This is a genomic window from Mesorhizobium sp. P171375 (genome assembly GCF_057786075.1).
On sequence record NZ_JBYNWF010000001.1, the window covers coordinates 5,043,727 to 5,062,600 of the forward strand.

The 18,874-nt window shown below is 61.2% G+C and carries 21 protein-coding genes and 1 tRNA gene; 13 read left to right on the top strand and 9 right to left on the bottom strand.

Translation table 11 applies throughout. The annotated features are described in order from the left end of the window. Positions 1-213 precede the first annotated feature (213 nt). The 6 genes from ACYHH6_RS24620 to ACYHH6_RS24645 all read left to right on the top strand — a co-directional run bounded on the left by ACYHH6_RS24620 (position 214) and on the right by ACYHH6_RS24645 (position 5,408). Entirely contained in the window at positions 214-1,098 is an 885-nt protein-coding gene (locus ACYHH6_RS24620) for a cytochrome c oxidase subunit II (protein WP_192257249.1), read from the top strand. A gap of 19 nt (positions 1,099-1,117) precedes the next feature. Then, positions 1,118-2,887 (top strand): cytochrome c oxidase subunit I, encoded by a 1,770-nt coding sequence (ctaD, locus tag ACYHH6_RS24625; protein WP_352588674.1) that lies wholly within the window; start codon positions 1,118-1,120, stop codon positions 2,885-2,887. Beyond that, entirely contained in the window at positions 2,884-3,588 is a 705-nt protein-coding gene (locus ACYHH6_RS24630) for a cytochrome c oxidase subunit 3 (RefSeq protein ID WP_352588670.1), read from the top strand. The genes ctaD and ACYHH6_RS24630 overlap by 4 nt, the downstream gene beginning before the upstream one ends. Positions 3,589-3,601: 13 nt before the next feature. After that, positions 3,602-4,324: a heme-copper oxidase subunit III family protein gene (locus ACYHH6_RS24635; protein ID WP_112564734.1), complete on the top strand. Its 723-nt coding sequence runs from the start codon at positions 3,602-3,604 to the stop codon at positions 4,322-4,324. A 9-nt stretch (positions 4,325-4,333) separates the two neighbouring features. Next, entirely contained in the window at positions 4,334-4,738 is a 405-nt protein-coding gene (locus ACYHH6_RS24640; RefSeq protein WP_192257254.1) for a cytochrome C oxidase subunit IV family protein, read from the top strand. A 196-nt stretch (positions 4,739-4,934) separates the two neighbouring features. Continuing rightward, complete coding sequence (locus tag ACYHH6_RS24645; RefSeq protein WP_352588666.1) at positions 4,935-5,408, top strand: aminoacyl-tRNA deacylase; 474 nt, start codon at positions 4,935-4,937, stop codon at positions 5,406-5,408. Between the two features lie 53 nt (positions 5,409-5,461). Here the strand turns inward: ACYHH6_RS24645 and ACYHH6_RS24650 are convergent, their stop codons facing one another. The 4 genes from ACYHH6_RS24650 to tig form a co-directional block, all read right to left on the bottom strand. Further along, the gene (locus ACYHH6_RS24650) at positions 5,462-6,280 is read right to left on the bottom strand and encodes a DUF2189 domain-containing protein (protein WP_112564858.1); all 819 of its coding nucleotides are present in this window, start codon (positions 6,278-6,280) and stop codon (positions 5,462-5,464) included. Positions 6,281-6,591: 311 nt separating this feature from the next. Beyond that, entirely contained in the window at positions 6,592-7,524 is a 933-nt protein-coding gene (locus ACYHH6_RS24655) for a heme o synthase (protein ID WP_352588663.1), read from the bottom strand. 52 nt (positions 7,525-7,576) lie between these two features. Then, a complete protein-coding gene (locus tag ACYHH6_RS24660) occupies positions 7,577-7,957 on the bottom strand; it encodes a c-type cytochrome (RefSeq protein WP_352588933.1) in 381 nt (126 codons plus the stop codon). Positions 7,958-8,213: 256 nt separating this feature from the next. Further along, positions 8,214-9,689, bottom strand: a complete 1,476-nt coding sequence (gene tig, locus ACYHH6_RS24665) for a trigger factor (protein ID WP_352588660.1) — start codon at positions 9,687-9,689, stop codon at positions 8,214-8,216. A gap of 340 nt (positions 9,690-10,029) precedes the next feature. Between tig and ACYHH6_RS24670 the strand changes: the two genes are divergently transcribed. Next, positions 10,030-10,112: transfer RNA gene (locus tag ACYHH6_RS24670), tRNA-Leu, on the top strand. 99 nt (positions 10,113-10,211) lie between these two features. Here the strand turns inward: ACYHH6_RS24670 and ACYHH6_RS24675 are convergent. From ACYHH6_RS24675 to ACYHH6_RS24685, 3 genes are all read right to left on the bottom strand, one after another. Beyond that, on the bottom strand, positions 10,212-11,660 hold the full coding sequence (locus ACYHH6_RS24675) for an aromatic amino acid lyase (protein WP_352588657.1): 1,449 nt from the start codon (positions 11,658-11,660) through the stop codon (positions 10,212-10,214). Positions 11,661-11,733: 73 nt separating this feature from the next. Then, positions 11,734-12,315: a GDYXXLXY domain-containing protein gene (locus ACYHH6_RS24680; protein ID WP_352588654.1), complete on the bottom strand. Its 582-nt coding sequence runs from the start codon at positions 12,313-12,315 to the stop codon at positions 11,734-11,736. After that, entirely contained in the window at positions 12,312-13,424 is a 1,113-nt protein-coding gene (locus tag ACYHH6_RS24685; RefSeq protein WP_352588651.1) for a DUF2157 domain-containing protein, read from the bottom strand. The genes ACYHH6_RS24680 and ACYHH6_RS24685 overlap by 4 nt, the downstream gene beginning before the upstream one ends. Positions 13,425-13,771: 347 nt before the next feature. On the opposite strand from ACYHH6_RS24685, the gene ACYHH6_RS24690 reads away from it, so the two are divergent. Both ACYHH6_RS24690 and ACYHH6_RS24695 read left to right on the top strand, forming a co-directional pair. Next, positions 13,772-13,912 (top strand): DUF1127 domain-containing protein, encoded by a 141-nt coding sequence (locus ACYHH6_RS24690; protein ID WP_006335194.1) that lies wholly within the window; start codon positions 13,772-13,774, stop codon positions 13,910-13,912. A gap of 51 nt (positions 13,913-13,963) precedes the next feature. Beyond that, positions 13,964-14,107: a DUF1127 domain-containing protein gene (locus ACYHH6_RS24695; RefSeq protein WP_112564748.1), complete on the top strand. Its 144-nt coding sequence runs from the start codon at positions 13,964-13,966 to the stop codon at positions 14,105-14,107. A 327-nt stretch (positions 14,108-14,434) separates the two neighbouring features. Here ACYHH6_RS24695 and ACYHH6_RS24700 read toward each other — a convergent pair whose 3' ends face one another. Continuing rightward, on the bottom strand, positions 14,435-15,334 hold the full coding sequence (locus tag ACYHH6_RS24700) for a LysR family transcriptional regulator (RefSeq protein WP_352588648.1): 900 nt from the start codon (positions 15,332-15,334) through the stop codon (positions 14,435-14,437). A 132-nt stretch (positions 15,335-15,466) separates the two neighbouring features. Between ACYHH6_RS24700 and ACYHH6_RS24705 the strand changes: the two genes are divergently transcribed. The 4 genes from ACYHH6_RS24705 (at position 15,467) to ACYHH6_RS24720 (ending at position 18,341) form a co-directional block, all read left to right on the top strand. Next, a complete protein-coding gene (locus ACYHH6_RS24705; protein ID WP_352588645.1) occupies positions 15,467-15,946 on the top strand; it encodes a carboxymuconolactone decarboxylase family protein in 480 nt (159 codons plus the stop codon). A 67-nt stretch (positions 15,947-16,013) separates the two neighbouring features. Beyond that, positions 16,014-16,766: an SDR family oxidoreductase gene (locus tag ACYHH6_RS24710; RefSeq protein ID WP_352588642.1), complete on the top strand. Its 753-nt coding sequence runs from the start codon at positions 16,014-16,016 to the stop codon at positions 16,764-16,766. 57 nt (positions 16,767-16,823) lie between these two features. Next, a complete protein-coding gene (locus ACYHH6_RS24715; protein WP_352588639.1) occupies positions 16,824-17,249 on the top strand; it encodes a cupin domain-containing protein in 426 nt (141 codons plus the stop codon). Positions 17,250-17,315: 66 nt separating this feature from the next. After that, positions 17,316-18,341 (top strand): mechanosensitive ion channel family protein, encoded by a 1,026-nt coding sequence (locus tag ACYHH6_RS24720; RefSeq protein WP_352588636.1) that lies wholly within the window; start codon positions 17,316-17,318, stop codon positions 18,339-18,341. Here the strand turns inward: ACYHH6_RS24720 and ACYHH6_RS24725 are convergent. Next, positions 18,324-18,812, bottom strand: coding sequence for an RrF2 family transcriptional regulator (locus ACYHH6_RS24725; RefSeq protein ID WP_352588633.1), 489 nt, complete (start codon positions 18,810-18,812; stop codon positions 18,324-18,326). The two genes, ACYHH6_RS24720 and ACYHH6_RS24725, sit on opposite strands and share 18 nt — an antisense overlap. Between the last annotated feature and the right edge of the window lie 62 nt (positions 18,813-18,874).

Sequence of the window (18,874 nt, forward strand, 5' to 3'; positions counted from 1 at the left end):
AGGCATGCGGCTCGCCGGCGTCGTGCTGCTGTTGGCCGGTTGCATTGTCATCAAGGCGCTTTGATCCGGTGCCGAGCCCCGGCCGCCGCCGCAAAAGCGATTTTTCGCCCCTTCCACAGCCGGCTCTAGAATTTCCATCGCAAATCACGCATGATGCACTTTGGTATTTCCAGCGACGGCTTCACGCCCCTGGAATACCGGGAGGAACGGGACATGCCCATCGTGGTTGTACTCGTTTTGATCGTCTTGGGCTCGGTGTTGTTCCACTTCCTGAGCCCATGGTGGTGGACTCCGATTGCCTCGAACTGGGACTATATCGACAACACCATCATCATCACCTTTTGGATCACCGGCGTCGTCTTCGCCGCCGTGGTGCTGTTCATGGCCTATTGCGTTTTCCGCTTCCGTCATCGCGAGGGGAGCCGGGCTGCCTACGAACCTGAGAACAGGCGGCTCGAATGGTGGTTGACGATCGTCACCGGCGTGGGTGTTACCGCCATGCTGGTCCCCGGGCTGTTCGTCTGGAGCCGGTTCGTCAACGTTCCAAGCGACGCAACCGTGGTCGAAGTCGTTGGCCAGCAATGGCAGTGGAGTTTCCGCTTGCCCGGCAAGGACGGCAAGCTCGGCACATCCGACACCCGTGACGTTACCGCTGAAAATCCGCTGGGCGTGATCGCCAAGGATCCCAACGGCCAGGATGATGTCGTGGTCGAAGCGGCCGACCTGCATCTGCCGGTCGGCAAGCCGGTCAAGATGCTGCTGCGCTCGATCGATGTGCTGCATGATTTCTATGTCCCGGAATTCCGCGCCAAGATGGACATGATCCCGGGCTCGGTCACTTACTTCTGGTTCACCCCGACCAAGACCGGAACCTTCCAGGTTCTGTGCGCCGAACTGTGCGGCCAGGGGCATCCGATGATGCATGGCATCGTCATGGTCGACACCCAGGAAGACTATGTGGCCTGGCTCGACCAGCAGCAGACGTTCGCGCAATTATCGGCGCCCCAGCAGACGGGCTCGGCGGAACAGGCGCCGGGCAATGCCACGGTGTCAGCTTTGAAAGTTGCGGCAAAACTCGAAACTGTCGGGTCCCGCTGAAGGGCACGGAGGTGCTCCCATGGTCGATGTCACGCCTGCAGATGCCGTCCCGCCCGCCGAAGTGGCGGAAATGGAACTCTACCATCCGCACAGCTGGTGGACGAAGTATGTCTTCTCGCAGGACGCCAAGGTCATCGCGATCCAGTATTCGGGGACCGCAACGGCTATCGGCCTGGTCGCCCTGGTCTTGTCATGGCTGATGCGCCTGCAACTCGGCTTCCCCGGCACGTTCGACTTCATCACCCCGGAAGCCTACTACCAGTTCATCACCATGCACGGCATGATCATGGTGATCTACCTGCTCACGGCACTCTTCCTCGGCGGCTTCGGCAACTATCTGATCCCGCTGATGGTCGGCGCCCGCGACATGGTCTTCCCCTATGTCAACATGCTGAGCTACTGGATTTACCTGCTTGCAGTGCTGGTTCTGGTGTCGAGCTTCTTTGCGCCTGGCGGACCCACCGGTGCCGGCTGGACGCTCTATCCGCCGCAAGCCATCATGACCGGCACGCCTGGCGGCCAGGAATGGGGCATCATTCTGATGCTCGTCTCGCTGATCCTGTTCATCATCGGCTTCACCATGGGCGGCCTGAACTACGTCGTGACGGTGCTGCAGGCCCGCACGCGCGGCATGACAATGATGCGCCTGCCGTTGACCGTGTGGGGCATCTTCACCGCGACTGTCATGGCGTTGCTGGCCTTCCCGGCGCTGTTCGTCGCTTGCGTGATGATGCTGCTCGACCGCGCGCTCGGCACCTCCTTCTTCATGCCCGCAGTCGTCGAGATGGGCGAACAGCTGCAGCACAATGGCGGCAGCCCGATCCTGTTCCAGCATCTGTTCTGGTTCTTCGGCCACCCCGAAGTCTACATCGTAGCGCTTCCAGCCTTCGGCATCGTTTCCGATCTGATCAGCACGCATGCGCGCAAGAACATTTTTGGCTACCGCATGATGGTCTGGGCCATCGTTGGCATCGGCGCGCTGAGCTTCGTGGTCTGGGCGCACCACATGTATGTCAGCGGCATGCACCCCTATTTCGGCTTCTTCTTCGCCACCACGACATTGATCATCGCCATCCCGACCGCAATTAAGGTCTACAATTGGGTGCTGACGCTGTGGCGCGGCGACATCCACCTCACCATACCGATGCTTTTTGCCATGGCTTTCATCGTCACCTTCGTCAATGGCGGGTTGACCGGACTGTTTCTTGGCAACGTCGTCGTCGACGTCCCGCTATCGGACACGATGTTCGTCGTCGCCCACTTCCATATGGTCATGGGAGTTGCCCCCATCCTCGTTATCTTCGGCGCGATCTACCACTGGTATCCGAAGGTCACCGGCCGGATGCTCGACGAGACGCTCGGCCGGTTCCATTTCTGGGTCACCTTCCTCGGCGCCTACCTGATCTTCTTTCCCATGCACTATATCGGCCTGATGGGCGTGCCGCGGCGCTATGCCGAGATGACCGATGTGACGGTCATGACGGAATCGGCTCACCACCTGAACTCGTTCATCAGCATCATGGCGTTCATCGTCGGCTTTGCCCAGATCGTGTTCCTATTCAATCTGATCTGGAGCATCCGCCATGGCCGCGAGGCCGGTGGCAATCCATGGCGGGCCACGACACTCGAATGGCAGACGCCGCAGACGCCGCCGGCGCACGGCAATTTCGGCAAGGAGCTGCCGATCGTCTATCGCTGGGCCTATGACTACAGCGTGCCGGGCGCCAAGGAGGACTTCATTCCGCAAAACGTGCCGGGCACCTTCGGCCCCTCCAGGGAGCCGGCATGAGCGTCATCCTGGTCTTCCTGCTCGTGATCGCCGGCTTTGCCGGCTGGTGGCTCTCGCATCAGCGGCTGATGACGAAACCATGGCTCGAGCAAGGTGTGGCGGAAGACTTTGTCCCCTTCGACCGGTCGGGCCTACCGACCGCCAAGATCGGTCTCGGCGTCTTCCTCGCCGTCGTCGGTTGCCTGTTCGCGCTGTTCACCAGCGCCTACTTTATGCGTATGGCGCTGTCGGACTGGCAGCCGCTACCCATGCCACGCCTGCTCTGGCTCAACACCGGCATGCTGGTCCTGAGCAGCATCGCGCTGCAATGCGCCTCGGTCGCGGCGCGTAAGCGCCAGATGGACACGGTCAGGCTCGGCCTTGCCGCAGCTGGGCTCACCGCGATCGCCTTCCTCGTCGGGCAGCTCATGGCATGGCGGGACCTGACCGCCGATGGTTATTTTCTGGCCTCCAATCCGGCCAACAGCTTTTTCTACCTGATAACCGGGATGCACGGCCTGCACATAGTGGGAGGGCTGGTGGGCCTGGGCAGAACAACCGCGGGCGCCTGGAACGGAGCACGACCGGAACGGCTTCGCCTCAGCGTCGAATTGTGCGCCATGTACTGGCATTTCCTGCTTTTCGTCTGGCTCGCCATCTTCGCTCTTTTGGCCGGCTGGGCCGCGACGTTCATCGATATTTGCCGGCAGTTGCTGACCTAGGAGGTCGAGGAGCATGGCAGAAACGACGCTGACGCATACCGGCCAAACGGAGTCGCGGCCCGCAGGCTGGCAAGGCATTGCCGCCGACTGGTCCTCGGATCAGCGCGCGTTCAAGAACGTGTCCTGGGGCAAGGCCATGATGTGGATCTTCCTGCTCAGCGACACCTTCATCTTCGGCTGCTTCCTGCTCTCCTACATGACCGCGCGCGCCTCCACGCGCGTGCCGTGGCCCAACCCGAGCGAGGTCTTTGCGCTTCGTATCGGCGGTTCGGACATTCCACTGATCCTGATCGCCATCATGACCTTCGTGCTGATCTCGAGCAGCGGAACGATGGCCATGGCGGTCAATTTCGGCTATCGCCGCGACCGCCGCAAAACGGCAATCCTCATGCTTTTGACGGCAGCGCTGGGAGCCACCTTTGTCGGCATGCAAGCCTTCGAATGGACCAAGCTGATCACCGAAGGGGTACGGCCCTGGGGCAATCCGTGGGGCGCGGCGCAGTTCGGTTCGACTTTCTTCATGATCACCGGCTTCCACGGCACGCATGTGACGATCGGGGTGATCTTCCTCATCATCGTGGCGCGAAAGGTCTGGCGTGGAGACTACGACGTCGGACGTCCCGGCTTCTTCACCAGCCGCCGGGGTCGATACGAGAACGTCGAAATCATGGGGCTATACTGGCATTTCGTCGATCTGGTCTGGGTGTTCATTTTCGCATTCTTCTATCTTTGGTGAGAGGCTGACATGGCTGAAGCAACCGCAAACGGCCTGGGGCAACACGCACTTCACGCTGGTCATGCGCATGACGCGCCAGCGACTGGCGTCGCCCAGGCGGAGGTTCATCAGGAACACCCGATCAAGCTCTATCTGGTGGTCTGGGCATGGCTGTTCATCCTCAGCACCTGTTCCTATCTGGTCGATTATTTCGGCCTCCACGGCTATCTCAGATGGTCGCTGATCCTCATCTTCATGATCCTCAAGGCGGGGCTGATTGTCGCCGTGTTCATGCACATGGCCTGGGAGCGGCTGGCACTGACCTATGCGATCATCCTGCCGCCGGTTCTGATACTGGTGTTCGTGGCGATGATGCTCTTCGAAGCGGATTACACGCTTTTCACCCGGATGGTGTTTTTCGGGCCGGGGCCCTGACGCGCAATCCGGATTTGAGGCTTCGCCCGCGGCATTTCCAGTCAGGAACCGCAGGATCCTGACTGCGGTCCGGGTCGACATGCTGCTGCCTTGAAACAAGCGGCGGCTGATCCATCTTGCTATTATTGGAAACGATCGGAGGGGAATGATTGCCTTCGTTTCCAATGCGCCGCGAACTCCAGCAGGGAGGCCGAAGATGACGATCGCAAACAGACTGAAGGACTACATTGACGGGAGAGGAATCTCCTACGACACCGTCGCCCATCATCGCACATCGACGAGCAGGCAGTCCGCCATTGCCGCGCATGTGCCCGGCAGCATGATGGCTAAATCGGTGGTCGTTCACCACGAACTCGGTTATGCGCTGGCCGTGGTCCCAAGCACGCACAGAATCGAGTTCGGTACACTGCAGGACGTCATGGACAGGCGTCTTGGACTCGCCTCCGAAGACGAGGTGGTCTCCCTCTTCGGCGATTGTGACGCCGGCGCCATTCCGCCGATCGGCGCGGCCTATGATGTCCCGGTGATCCTCGACGACAGCCTCGGCGAAGCCGCCGACGTCTATTTCGAGGGCGGCGACCACAGGACGCTGGTGCATGTGAGCGGCAAGGATTTCCGCAACCTGACCATGGACGCGCGTCACGCCCGCTTCAGCCACGCTGCCTACTGAAAAATCAACCGTCTGCACCGGCACTCTCGCCGGTGCAGACCAGCCGGATATCGTCAACTCGTCGGCCTGACCGGCGACGGCGGTTCCACAACCTTGCGGTAGACATGCCATGTGGCGTGACCGAGGATCGGCAGCACGACCGCCAGCCCGGCAAACACCGGCAGCGAGCCGATGATCAGGGCGACGGCGACGATCAGTCCCCAGACAGCCATGGTGATCGGATTTGCCAGCACCGCTCGCACCGAGGTGTGGATGGCTTCGTAGGCGCCGACATCGCGGTCGAGCAACAATGGGAAGGCGACGACTGTCGTGCACAACACCACCACCGCGAAGACGAAGCCGATGGCGTGCCCCAGGATAATCAGAGTCCAACCGCGCCCGGTGGCAAATATCTCATTGATGAAGCCGGATATCGATTCCGGCGGAGCCGGGCCGAAGAGATATTGATAGAACATCTGCGCTGTCAAAAGCCAGGTGATGAAGATGGCAAACAGCATGATCCCGACTGCCGCGATGGCCGGCACGGCCGGAGAATTCCTGACCTCGAAAGCGTGCCTCCAGGAGGTGTCGAGCCCGGCTTCTCGTCTGCGGCTGATCTCATAGAGCCCGATCGCTGCGAATGGACCGATCAGCGCAAAGCCGGATACCAGCGGAAACAGCAACGGCAACGCATTGGCGCCCGAAGTCCAGGCAGCAAGCACGACGCCGACAAGCGGATAGAGCAGGCAGAGAAAGACGATGTGCGACGGTTTGACCATGAAATCGTCAACACCGCGCTTGAGCGCATCGAAAAGATCGGAAATACCGATTTTTCGAATTTTGGTGTGTTCCAGCGTTTCGCTGGCGCCTGCAATGACGTGAAAACTTGCCATGCCCGTTCCTCCAGACCAGGTCCGGTACGGTCGCGGTTTCACGGTGCTGCCGTTCTGCATGACTGGCCACGCAAAACCGCGACCTGCACCGAAATCAACATACTCCATTGCCTGGAACTTGTCGCCCTTTTGTCACGAAGGAGCGGAAGGTCATGCGCTGGCTCTTGCGGCCCTTCTTCGATATCCTCTCAATCGAAGGTGTAGGTCATGGACGGAAAAACCATTCTGCTGCTCGGCCTTGGCGTCGTCGCTCTGCTGATCCTGGGATTCTGTGCTCTGCCAGCGTGAGCCGATCCCGATGTGCAACGCTGTCAACCTCCGGCTGACATGAACGCGCGCAGCGCGATGGTGTCGGCAAGCAGCATGGCAAAGATCGCGAAAAGATAGAAAATCGAATAGGCAAACAGCGCCTTTGCCGGCTTCATCTCCTTGTCGAGGATGACCAGAACCTTCCAGGCGTACCAGATGAAACCCGCGCCCAACGCAGCCGAAACAATCCCATAGAACCCGCTCGCGAATCCGAACGCCCAGGGCAGCACGCCGATTGGCGCCAGGAGCAGTGAATAGGCGAAGATCTGCCTTCTGGTCGAGGCCTGGCCGGCGGCGTTCGGCATCATCGGGATGCCGGCAGCGGCGTAGTCGCCTGCCTTGAACAGCGCGAGCGCCCAGAAATGCGGCGGCGTCCACAGGAAAATGATCAGGAACAGAATGAGGCTTTCAATGCCGATGGCGCCAGTGGCCGCCGCCCAGCCAATCATCGGCGGAAGGGCACCCGCCGCGCCGCCGATGACGATGTTCTGCGGCGTCGAGCGCTTCAGCCACATCGTATAGATGACGACGTAGAAAAAGATGGTGAAGGCCAGCAGCGACGCGGCAAGCCATCCCACCAGCACACCGAGCGTCATGACCGAAAACGCGGAAAGCACCAAGCCGAAGCCGAGAGCTTCGCCGGGCGTGACACGGCCTGACGGAACCGGCCGCTTTGATGTGCGTGACATCAGCGCGTCGATGTCCGCATCGTACCACATGTTGAGCGACCCGGCCGCTCCCGCTCCAACCGCAATCGCACCGATTGCGATCACGGCGATGACCGGGTTCATCGCGCCGGGCGCCACCATCAGACCGACGAAAGCGGTAAAGACGGCAAGCGCCATGACCCGCGGCTTCAAGAGCGCAAAGAAATCGCCGGCCGTCGCTTCCGAGAAGCGGACGCCGGTATCCTTGAGGCTTTCCTTGACCGACATTTGAGACGACCATCAATGGAAAACGGGCAGCCTGGCCGACCGAAGAGCCAAGCTACTGGGAAAATTGCTTCAGATAGGCGATGACGTTGGCGACATCCTCGTCCTTCTTGAGGCCGGGAAACGCCATCTTCGTACCTTTGACCATGGCCTTGGGATCGTGAAGGTAGGTGGTCAGCGTCGGTTCATCCCATTTGACGCCGGATGCGCCGGCCGCGATCATGGCCTCGGAATATTTGAAATCCGGATGCGTGCCGGCCGTCCGGCCGATAACGCCGTGCAACGACGGGCCGATCTTGTTCGTGTCTTGGTCTGCGACGTGGCAGACCTTGCATTTGGTGAAGACCTTCTCGCCCGCCGCAGCATCCTGTGCCCGCGATGGATTGGCGATGAAGGTTGCAACAGACACGACAGCGAAAAACGCAACCAAGCGCATGGCATTTCCTCCCTGGTCGTCAAATTTGCCCGAGACGATCTGCGCATGCCGATACCGCCAGCATGCGCCTTGCACGGCAGAACGGATTCTCCGCTTCTCCCCCAAATGGAATTGCGGCACCTGTGTACCACAGAATCTGGCCGGCAGGTAGAACAGGTCGACCGTACAAAGGTTTAGGTGGTCTGCCGTGGCTCGAGCCGCCACAACGAAAAAGGCCGCCTCGAGGGCGGCCTTTTCTGATCTTGTCGTCGAGCGCTTATTCGGCGTCCTTGGCGGCCTTCTTCTTCGGCGCGGCCTTCTTCTTGGGCTCTTCCGCGTCGTCGGCCTTTTCAGCCTTGTCGGCCTTCTTGGCAGCGGCCTTCTTGGCCGGCTTGGCCTTGGCGGTGTCGGCCTCCTCGTCGTCTGCCATCAGCTCTTCCTTGCTGACCTTGACGTCGGTGACCGAGATCTGGCCGAGCAGATGGTCGACGACCTTCTCCTCGAACATCGGCGCGCGCAGCGTGTTCAGCGCTTCCGGGTTGCTGCGGTAGAACTCGAAGGCTTCCTGCTGCTGGTTGGCCGGGTAGCGGCGCACCTGCTCGAACAGGCCACGCTGCAATTCCTCGTCCGAAACGGTGACGCCGGCCTTCTCGCCGATCTCAGCCAGAACCAGGCCGAGGCGCACGCGGCGCTCGGCAAGGCGCAGATATTCGGCGCGTGCCTCTTCTTCCGTCGTTTCTTCGTCGGCGAAGGTACGGCCGGCAGCTTCGAGATCGCGGTTCACCTGGGTCCAGATGTTGTTGAATTCGGCATCGACGAGCTTCGACGGCGCTTCGAACGAATAGGCTGCGTCAAGCTGGTCGAGCAGCTGGCGCTTGACCTTCTGGCGGGTCATCGAACCGAACTGGTTCTCGATCTGGCCGCGCACCACGTCGCGCAGGCGCTCCAGCGATTCCAGGCCGAGATTCTTGGCCATCTCGTCATTGATTTCCAGCGCGCCGGGCTTGGACACTTCCTTGACGGTGACGTCGAAGGTGGCTTCCTTGCCGGCCAGATGCGCCGCCTGATAGTTTTCCGGGAAAGTGACCGTGACCTGCTTCTCGTCGCCGGCCTTGGAGCCGATCAGCTGGTCCTCGAAGCCCGGGATGAATTCCTTGGAGCCCAGCACCAGCGGCTGGTCGGTGCCGGCACCGCCGGAGAAGGCCTCGCCGTCGATCTTGCCGACATAGTCGATCGAAACGCGGTCGCCTTCGGCGGCCTTGCCGGTCTTCGGCTCGAAGCTGCGTGCCGATTCGGCGACGCGCTGGACCTGCTCGTCGATCTCGCTGTCCGGCACTTCGAACACCTGGCGCGTCACCTTGATGTCGGAGAAATCCTTGATCTCGATCGCCGGGATGACCTCGTAGTTGAGGCGGAATTCGAAGTCGGCGCCGCCGGCCAGGATCTTCTCGGCCTCTTTCTCGTCCTCGGTCATGATCACTTCGGGCTGCATGGCGGCCTTTTCGCCGCGCCCGGTGATGATCGAACGGGTCGAATCGTTGAGGATCTCGTTGACCACTTCGGCCATGAACGACTTGCCGTAGACCTTGCGCAGGTGCTGGACCGGCACTTTGCCGGGACGGAAGCCGTTGATGCGGACCTTGTTGCGGGCGTCGGACAGCCGCGCCATCAGCTTGGCTTCCATATCACCGGCCGGCACGGTGATCTTGATCTCGCGCTTGAGACCGGAGTTGAGCGTTTCGGTGACCTGCATCGTAAAACCTTTATCTTCACCAAAGAGACTGCCACGGCCTTCTGCCGTTCACAGCCTGCCGGTACAATCTTGCCGGGAATGGCTTTTGGTACGGAACCTGGCGATTTGACCGAAATTACGGCTCAAATTCTTCCAAACTGCGTTCCAAGATGTGAATAAGTTCTTGTTTTTCCTACTTCTTATCACATTCTGCAGAAGCGGATCGGCGCGTCCCGTCACATTTGACACGCCTTTTGTCACAGGCGAGGCTAATTTTCAACCATCTTCGCGTTGCAGCGAATGACCGCCATTTTCGCCCCGACATTGACAGAATGATGGCTACATGGGATTGCCGGGCCACGCGGGTATGGCGGAATTGGTAGACGCACCAGATTTAGGTTCTGGCGTGAAAGCGTGGGGGTTCGAGTCCCTCTACCCGCACCACCCTTCGCTCTATCGAGCTTCGGGTGGCAGGCCACCTGAGGCTCGTCAGAGCAAAGGGTGTCCTCCGAAGCCTTGGCGTAGGAGGACTGGCGCGACGCCCTACACTTCAAACGCTTGGCTCGTGAACCACTCCGCCAGCTTCGCCAGTTCCGGCCCCAGCACCCGGTCAGCATCGACCGGCGGCACGATCTTCCTGATATCCGTGACATAGTCCTGCAGCGCCGGCGGCGCGGTGCGTTCGGTGACGTGCAGCGCCTGTGAGGCGATCATCGCCAGCATCGCCATCGCGGCGTCGAGGCAGCGGCCAGCGGTCGCCTCCTTGGTCCAGGCAAAGAACGCTGTCGTGGCGACGTCGTCCTGGCCGGCGCCTGCCGATTCGGTGCCCGGGATGAACGTGCGCTGCGCTGCCAGCTTGGCCTGTTCGAGATAGCCGGTGATTGCCATCGGCACATAGCCGACATTGCCGTGGCCGTCGCTGTCGGCCCAGTGCCGCCCGGTCATCAGCAGGTCCGGTAGCAGCGACACCTTGCCGTTGAGCAGCTTTGAGGCATGGCGGTCGCAGAGCAGGCAGAGATCGGCCCAGATCGCCGCCAGATCGTCCAATGCCGGCGTCGCCATGGCATTATGATAGCCGCCGGTGGAGATGCAGCGTCCCAGCGGATGTGCCGCGTCGGGTGGAATGTAGACCGGGTTGTCCGATATCGAAGCCAGCGAAACGGTGGCCGCCTGCTCGGCGCCTGCCAGCGCGCGATGCGCATGGCCGAGCACACGCGGCACGATGCGATAGCTGACCGGCGCCTGGTAGTTGCGCCGCCTGTCGCCGGCGCCGACTAGGAACTGCCGCAACCCGCGCAAGGCCGCCGCCTCGTGTTCATCGCCCCAGAGCCCGTCGAGCGCGGCATCATAATGCTCGAGCGGGGCGCGAAACGCTTCGATCGACAGCGCAAACACCTTGTGCGCCATGGCGATGCGGCGCCGCGCCGCCAGCGCCGCATCGGCCACCAGTGCCGCCGCGCAAGGCGAGCCGTTGATCAGCGAACCCCGTTCCTTCACTTCGAGCTCCAGGCCAGCGGTAAGCTCGGCAAACAGCGGATAGAGGGCCAGAATCTCGCCGGCGCCGCCCTGCCCTTGCGACGGCACCATTGGCATCGGTCCGCCGTCGAGCATTGCGGCAACGGCCAGCGCAATGCGTGGCGTGGTGGCGGCATTGCCTTCGATGAAATTGGTCAGCCGTGCCAGCACGATCGCTCTGACCACGCGCTCGGGCAGCGGATCGCCAAAGGAGGTGGCAGCGGCAAAGGCCTTGATGCGCGCATGACGGTCCCGCTCGTCAGGTTCGAGCTTGCGGCTCGCCAGCTCGCCCATGGCAGTGGTGACGCCATAGATGACCGGCGGAGGATCGGACTCGATGAGTTTAAGGAACGAGGCGCGGCATTCGGCAATGCGTTGCACGGCCTTGTCGCTGATTTCGACTCGGTCGTTTTTCCATGCGACACGAAACACAGAGTCGAGATTGATGTCTTCGCGTGTCGTCAGCGCAACTGGCATGGTTTCCCGCCCGTCTGGTTTACGTCTGGGCGAAGCGATCGATGTCTACCGAAATCCAGGCCCTGGAATGAGTTTAATAGAGCGGTTCCTCGAACAATGTCTTGTCGCCGTCCATCAGCGCCTTGATCTGCGCCTCGCCACTGGCGGCGAGCGCGATGCGCACCCCGAATGGCCGCACTCGCATGTCGTTCTGGATAGCGATGCCCTGTCCCTCAGGCAGGTAGAAACGGTCGATGCCATATTGCGGTGCGATTGTGGATTCGGGATCAAGCGTCCAGCCCGGCGCGACCTGGCCGACAATATCGGCTTCGTCGGCGGCCGGCGGCGTCGGCGCCTTGCCGAACCAGGCAGTGGTCGCATGCCAATAGCCGTCGGCGCCCGGCTTCAGCCGGAGCACGATCGGTGTGTTCTCGGTGCTGAGCTGTCCGGCCGGAATGTTGGCGATCAGCTTCACCGGCAGGCGCGATATCTCGTAGCCGAGGATAATATAGTCGCCGCGCAACAGGTCGCGCGGATCGACCGGCTCGATCTTCAGCAAGACCTCCGTGCCGTTGCGCAGGATCGCGGCGCGGCCGACGATGATCCAGCTCAGGAAGCCGATCTGCGCCAGCGCCAGGATCAGCGCCGAGATGACAAGTTTCTTTCCCGACATCATGCTGCCGCTCCTTCCGGGGCCTTCATGCGTTTTTCGACGCGGATGATGACGAGGGCCAGGATGCCGAACAGCACAGCTGCGGCCAGGAAGAAGCCGGCCGTGTCGAGCATCGACTGCAGTGTCACCACGTAGATGACGGCGAGTTCGAAGGCAAAGCCGGCATAGGCGACCCAGCGCAGCCCCCTGCTCTCGCGCCCGCCCAGCATGACCGCCGCGGCAATGCCGGCCAGCGCCACGACCGAGGCGATGGCAAAGCCGCCGTTGAAGGTGCTGTGATCGCCAAGCTCGAACTGAATCATTGACAAGCCTGTCAGAAAGCCGATCAAGGCATGCAATGGCAGCCGCCCGCCGAGTTGCAGAACCCGGTCGACCGGCTCAGCGGCGAAGATTGCCACGGCAAACAGCAACACCGACACCACGACCAGCGGGATGGCCAGCAGCAGCGTGTTGTGGTCCATGCCGCGCACCGCGATATAGAAGATGACCGAGAGAATAATCAGATGCCGGGCCGGCTGGCTGCGCGTCCAGAACGAGACGACAAAAAGCACCGGCGCCATGATGACGAAGAAATTCAGGAATTCGGTGCGGTTGTAGAAGTCAAACTCGCGCACGAACAGCCAGGCCACGGATATGCCCACGGCAGCGACGGTCAGCGGGTTCGAGCGCAACGCCACCGCGGCAAGTGCTGTGCCGATGCCCCAGGTGACGATGGCCGAGGCCTCGTCACCCGTGAGATGGTACATCTGGCCGATCAGCGCGATCGATCCACCGAACGCCGCTGCAGCCACGATCCACAGTGCCTCGCCCATCGCCGCCTGGTCGCGCGTCTTCAGCACCGCGCCGCCGACATAGCCGGCGAGAATGACGGCAAAGAGTGCCGCGACCCGTATTAGCCGCGGGATTGCCTCCCAATTGGCGGCAACGAAGAGCAGGATCGCGGCGCCGAACAACAGCGCCGCCATCATCGCCATGATGGTGCCGAAGCTCAGCGACTTGCGTTCGTTTGCGTCGACGTCCCGCGTCAGCGCATCGGCCGTCTTCGCGTCGATCAGGCCGGCCTGCAGCCAACGCCCGATATCCGTCCTCACCCGTGACGAATAGCTCGCCATGCCGCTTCTCCCCCCAGTTTTGGCCTTTTGTCAGCCGATGCGTCAAACCGCTGACGCCAGAGCATGATGCCGAAAAGTGTGACGCGGTTTTCGGGCGACATCATGCTCTATCTCTTAGTTTAGAGGCGGATTCAGATTTCAGGTCGAACAGACCTGAAATCATCCGACTCTAGGCATTTTTCGATTCGGGTTTCTTTATGTCGAAGCCGTGAACGCGCGTTAATGTTGCATTGCACAATTTGCATTGCTGCCATGCGTCAATGGCACTTTTAAATCGATATAGTCCCACCTATTTTCCATTCGTACACAAACGGAATGATCCGAAGAAAGACGAAACGAGTACTACCATGAACCTGATCCGCAACTACCGCAACTGGCGCCGCTACCGGGACACCGTCTCCGAGCTGAGCCGCCTGTCGAACCGTGAACTGACCGACCTCGGCATCAGCCGCAGCGACATCCACTACGTCGCCCGCAAGGCGGTCTAATCCTCTTCGGATCGCAAATGATCCGAACCAGTTTTGAAAAAGAGAACGACAATGAACCTGATCCGCAACTACCGTAACTGGCGCGTTTATCGCGACACCGTTACCGAGCTGGGTCGCCTTTCGAACCGCCAGCTCCATGATCTCGGTATCGTCCGCGACGAGATCAAGATCGTCGCCCGCAAGGCGACCTTCTAACGGCAAGAATTTCGCCAGGGTCGACCTCCTCCCCGACCCTGACGGATACGGCCAACCCTTACCTCCTCCCGAGGGTTGACCACCAAAACGGCGCCCGCCGCACCTCCTCCCGCGGCGGGCGTTGTTTCCTAGGGATTTCGCCTCCCTCGATCCGGCGAAAAGAATTTCGTCAAAGCCGACCTCCTCCCCGGCGATGACGAATACGGCCGATCCCCACCTCCTCCCGAGGATCGGCCCCCAAAACGACACCCGCCGGATCCTCCCCCGGCGGGTGTTGTCGTTTCAGGGCAGGTTTTTCAGCAGTGCATGCGGTCGATCAAGGGGCTTTTACGCTGCCATCAGAGCGTCGCCGCGAACAGACTGGATAAGAAAGTCGAGCACCGTCGTCACACGCAACGGCATGTTCTTGCGGGATGGGTAGACGACGTTGATCGGCAGCCGCGTCGGCGGAAAATCCGGCATCACCTTGACCAGCCTGCCTGCTTCGACGTCCGGCCCGGCCAGGATATGAGAGAGCACCGCAAGTCCTGCTCCGGCCAGCGTCGCCCGATGGACAGCCATTGAATTGTTGGCGACCAGACGAGGCTCAACGCGCATGACCACTTCATCCAATCCATTGGAGAACGACCATGACCGGCCATCGCCGGCGCGGCTGTAGCAAATGCAGCTGTGACCTTTGATGTCTTGCGGCGCTTGCGGTGTACCGCGCGCCTCGAGATAGCTGGGCGAGGCCACGAGAAACGCCGTCGTCCAGCCGATCCGGCGGCAGATCAGGCTGCTGTCCCCGACCGGCCCGAGGCGTACCTCGAGATCGATGGCATCGGCGACCAGATCCGAGGCTTCCTCCCGCAAGATCAGTTCGACGGCAAGCGATGGATGATCGTCCAGCAGCCTTGCGAGGCGGTCGCTAATGGAGAGCCCGAGCGGCGCCGGCAGGCTGAGCCGCACTTTTCCAGACACCGTTGCACCCTCAGTGCCGCTCGCTTCGCTCAACGCTTCGACCGCTTCCACCACACGCAGCGCCATCGGCAGCATCTGTTCACCCTCGGCCGTCAGGGCAAGCGCGCTCGTCGTGCGATGCAGAAGGCGAGTCTTCAGATGCGCTTCCAGCGCCGAGACCTGCCGGGATACCGCCGGCTGCGTCAGATTGAGGTCGATCGCGGCCGCGGAGAAGGACCTTGTCTGCGCCACCCGCAGGAACGTTCGCAACGCCGATACAACGTCCATCCTCATCGCCATTACTTTTCGACATAAGCCTTATGTCCGCATCCTAGGCGGCAGGCGCTTTACTGTCCAGCTATTATGGATATTAATTGTCCTTAAGGACATAAAATATCCTCAAAACCCAAAGGACAAGCCATGACACAGCGCCTGAACGCCGCCCAACAATCGCCCGAGCTGTTCAAAAAGCTTTCCGACCTCAGCATGGCCGAGGCGCATAGCGCGATCGAGGAGACGATCCGCGACCTGGTCCACATCCGGGCATCGCAGATCAATGGCTGCACCTTCTGTCTCGACATGCATGTCAAGGAAGCCAAGATCCACGGCGAGAGCGAGCTGCGGCTCTATCACGTCGCCGTCTGGCGGGAATCGACCCTGTTCATTCCGCGTGAACGCGCCGCCCTCGCCTGGACCGAAGCCGTCACCAAACTTCCCGAAGGCGGCATTCCCGACGACCTGTATGAGCGTGTGCGTGGGCAGCTTTCGGAAAAGGAAATCTCCGATCTGACCTTCTCGATCATGGCCATCAATGCCTGGAACCGCGTCAGTGTCGCCTTCAAGGCCGTGCCCGGTTCCGCCGACAAGTTCTACGGCCTCGACAAGGCCGGCCTGAACTAACCCCCTTTCCCAGAGCAAACCCATCAATCGACGTGGCGCGACAGCGCGACAGCAAATGGAGAGCATCATGAAAATCGTCATCATCGGCGGCACCGGCCTCATCGGTTCCAAAACCACTGAGCGACTGCGCAAGCAGGGCCACGAGGTGATCGCCGCCGCCCCGAACACAGGCGTCAACACCATCACCGGCGAAGGTGTGAAAGAGGCGCTCGCCGGCGCCGAGGTCGTGATCGATCTCGCCAACTCACCCTCCTTCGAGGACAAGGCCGCGATGGAGTTCTTCGAGATTTCAGGGCGCAACCTGCTCGCGGCGGACAAGGCTGCCGGTGTCAGGCACCATATCGCGCTCTCGGTTGTCGGAACCGAACGCCTGCAGGATGCCGGCTATTTCCGCGCCAAGCTCGCCCAGGAAAAGCTGATCAAGGCCTCCGGCATTCCCTACACCATCGTTCATTCCACGCAGTTCATGGAATTCCTGCCCGCCATCGCCAAATCCGGCGCTGTCGGCGAGGCCGTGCATCTGTCGCCGGCCTATGTGCAGCCCATCGCATCCGATGATGTCGCCGACGCCATGGCCAATGTCGCGCTCGCCGCGCCGATCAACGGCACGATCGAGATTTCCGGTCCGGAGCGTGTGCGTATGAGCGAGCTCGTCGCTCGCTACCTCAAGGCTTCCGGCGACCCCCGCAAGGTCGTCACCGATCCGGGGGCGCTCTATTTCGGCGCCAGGCTGAACGACAATTCGCTCGTCTCCGACAACAATCCCCGCCTTGGCCACATCAGCTTCGAGCAGTGGTTCGCCACCGCGGCGCGGAGATGACCGCCAAGGCTGCGCCGCAGCGCAGCGCATTGCCAACACAAGAAAAGGAGCTTCGAAATGATCAAGTCAATCGCCGCGGCCGTCATCCTGACGGCAGCCCTGGCCAGCCCGGCCGCAGCCAAGGATGCTCACGCCGGCGAAAAAGCCGCCAAAGTCACGCTTGTCTATGAACATGAATTGCCGAATGTGCCGGGCAAGAGCATCAAGGGCATACTGGTTGAATATGGTCCCGGCGGCTTCTCCGAGGCCCACACCCATCCGAGCTCGGCCTTCATCTACGCAACGGTTCTGGAAGGCTCCATCCGCAGCCAGGTCAACGACGATCCGGCCAAGGTCTACAAGGCCGGCGAGAGCTTTTCGGAGATGCCGGGCGACCGCCACAGCGTGAGCGAGAACGGCAGCAAGACCAAGCCGGCAAAACTGCTGGCCGTCTTCGTGGTCGATACCGCCCAGAAAGAATTGACCTATCCGGTCACGAAGTAGGCCGAAAAGGCCGGACGCCATCCTGGCGCCCGGCCTAGCCTGTGAGCTGTATCCTATCGGGGACCCATGTTCGGCGATCATCTGCCTCTGGTCTTGATCAATCTTCTCGGGCTTGCCGGCATTGTCGTTTGGTATTTCCAGGGCCGTGGGCGTCCGATGGCACGCCTGGTCGTCCAGATTCTGTTCTTCGCCGGCATGACCGCGGTGCTCGGCTTCAGCGGTATCCTGCCGCATTGGGTGGCTGAGACAGATCTCACAGATATCCAAGGCGCGGGCGCGTATCTGGCGAAGTCGGCGCGCATCCTCTGGTGGATACACCTTGCCTGGACGCTTATCGGCTTTGTGCGCCTGTACATTGCCGTGGAACATCGGCCGCGAGAAGCGCGCCTGCTCCAGGAACTGGTCGTCGCTGTCATCTATTTGGGCGTGGCGCTGTCGATAACGGGTTTCGTCTTCGGCGTTCCCATAGCGACGCTGGCGGCAACGTCGGGCGCGGTTGCCATCATTGTCGGCCTTGCGCTGCAGAACACGCTTGGTGACGTCTTTTCCGGCGTCGCGTTGACGCTGGGGCGTCCCTACACGCTCGGTGACTGGATCATGCTGGGCGACGGCACGGAAGGACGCATCGTCGAAACAACCTGGCGCTCCACCCACCTGCTCACCGGCGCCAACAACATCGTCGTCCTGCCCAACAGCGTGCTGGCGAAACTAAGCCTGACCAATCTAAGCCGTCCCGACGAGAGGCAGCTGATGACGCTGACCATGCGGATTGCGGCGACGCACGCGCCGCACATCATCGAGGAGCCCATGCACGCGGTTCTCCAGAAGTGCCAACGGATCGTCAAGGAGCCGGCACCGCTCGTCGCGCTCAAGGACATCGATGCGGTCGCAATCGGGATGGATCTGTTCTTCTGCGTGGCTGGTCCGGCCGACCGCTTGCTTGCCAGGAATGAAGTGATCGACACTATCCATCGCCATTGCGAGGCGAACGGTCTTTCCCTTGCAATGTCGCCGCAGAGCTATGCCGTCGTCTTGCCGGCGACGGCTGACCAGCCGCAAGCGAGGGTCATGCGCTCATCCGACGCGCTCTAGCACCCATTCGAAACTGTTCTTCCAAAGCTCCGACGGAATCTCCTGCGCCAGCGCTTCGGTGAGGTCGGAAAGCCTGACGCTGCGCAATTTTGCCCGCCAGGCCTCGTCGGCTTCCCACATGATGCGAGACACTGCGCAAGGGCCGCTTTCGCAATAGCCCTGCGGACGGCACGGATTGTTTTCGCGGATATTGGTGCATACAAACGTCCGCGACTTGCCCTCCACCGCTTCCACGATCTCAAGGAAAGTCAGCTCGGCCGGCGCCCGCGCCAGCCGGTACCCGCCCGACGGACCGAGCGTCGTATCCACGAGGCCGGCTTGCGACAGGCTTTGCAGCGCCTTGGAGAGATACTCCTTGGGAAGGCCGTGGAATTCGGCGAGCGCTTTTGTGGAGAGGTAGCGCCCTGCAGGCAGGCCCGCGAGAATGGCGCAGCAGTGCAGCGCCCATTCGACTTGGCTTTTCAGGATCATCAATGGGTTTCCGGGTCGATACCGATCAAGCTTATATTAAGGACATGAAATATCCCTATTTT

Excerpts from the sequence above, each read along its gene's own strand:
- ACYHH6_RS24620 (WP_192257249.1), top strand. The coding sequence starts at position 214 with ATGCCCATCGTGGTTGTACTCGTTTTGATCGTCTTGGGCTCGGTGTTG.
- ctaD (WP_352588674.1), top strand. The coding sequence starts at position 1,118 with ATGGTCGATGTCACGCCTGCAGATGCCGTCCCGCCCGCCGAAGTGGCG.
- ACYHH6_RS24630 (WP_352588670.1), top strand. The coding sequence starts at position 2,884 with ATGAGCGTCATCCTGGTCTTCCTGCTCGTGATCGCCGGCTTTGCCGGC.
- ACYHH6_RS24635 (WP_112564734.1), top strand. The coding sequence starts at position 3,602 with ATGGCAGAAACGACGCTGACGCATACCGGCCAAACGGAGTCGCGGCCC.
- ACYHH6_RS24640 (WP_192257254.1), top strand. The coding sequence starts at position 4,334 with ATGGCTGAAGCAACCGCAAACGGCCTGGGGCAACACGCACTTCACGCT.
- ACYHH6_RS24645 (WP_352588666.1), top strand. The coding sequence starts at position 4,935 with ATGACGATCGCAAACAGACTGAAGGACTACATTGACGGGAGAGGAATC.
- ACYHH6_RS24650 (WP_112564858.1), bottom strand. The coding sequence starts at position 6,280 with ATGGCAAGTTTTCACGTCATTGCAGGCGCCAGCGAAACGCTGGAACAC.
- ACYHH6_RS24655 (WP_352588663.1), bottom strand. The coding sequence starts at position 7,524 with ATGTCGGTCAAGGAAAGCCTCAAGGATACCGGCGTCCGCTTCTCGGAA.
- ACYHH6_RS24660 (WP_352588933.1), bottom strand. The coding sequence starts at position 7,957 with ATGCGCTTGGTTGCGTTTTTCGCTGTCGTGTCTGTTGCAACCTTCATC.
- tig (WP_352588660.1), bottom strand. The coding sequence starts at position 9,689 with ATGCAGGTCACCGAAACGCTCAACTCCGGTCTCAAGCGCGAGATCAAG.
- ACYHH6_RS24675 (WP_352588657.1), bottom strand. The coding sequence starts at position 11,660 with ATGCCAGTTGCGCTGACGACACGCGAAGACATCAATCTCGACTCTGTG.
- ACYHH6_RS24680 (WP_352588654.1), bottom strand. The coding sequence starts at position 12,315 with ATGATGTCGGGAAAGAAACTTGTCATCTCGGCGCTGATCCTGGCGCTG.
- ACYHH6_RS24685 (WP_352588651.1), bottom strand. The coding sequence starts at position 13,424 with ATGGCGAGCTATTCGTCACGGGTGAGGACGGATATCGGGCGTTGGCTG.
- ACYHH6_RS24690 (WP_006335194.1), top strand. The coding sequence starts at position 13,772 with ATGAACCTGATCCGCAACTACCGCAACTGGCGCCGCTACCGGGACACC.
- ACYHH6_RS24695 (WP_112564748.1), top strand. The coding sequence starts at position 13,964 with ATGAACCTGATCCGCAACTACCGTAACTGGCGCGTTTATCGCGACACC.
- ACYHH6_RS24700 (WP_352588648.1), bottom strand. The coding sequence starts at position 15,334 with ATGGACGTTGTATCGGCGTTGCGAACGTTCCTGCGGGTGGCGCAGACA.
- ACYHH6_RS24705 (WP_352588645.1), top strand. The coding sequence starts at position 15,467 with ATGACACAGCGCCTGAACGCCGCCCAACAATCGCCCGAGCTGTTCAAA.
- ACYHH6_RS24710 (WP_352588642.1), top strand. The coding sequence starts at position 16,014 with ATGAAAATCGTCATCATCGGCGGCACCGGCCTCATCGGTTCCAAAACC.
- ACYHH6_RS24715 (WP_352588639.1), top strand. The coding sequence starts at position 16,824 with ATGATCAAGTCAATCGCCGCGGCCGTCATCCTGACGGCAGCCCTGGCC.
- ACYHH6_RS24720 (WP_352588636.1), top strand. The coding sequence starts at position 17,316 with ATGTTCGGCGATCATCTGCCTCTGGTCTTGATCAATCTTCTCGGGCTT.
- ACYHH6_RS24725 (WP_352588633.1), bottom strand. The coding sequence starts at position 18,812 with ATGATCCTGAAAAGCCAAGTCGAATGGGCGCTGCACTGCTGCGCCATT.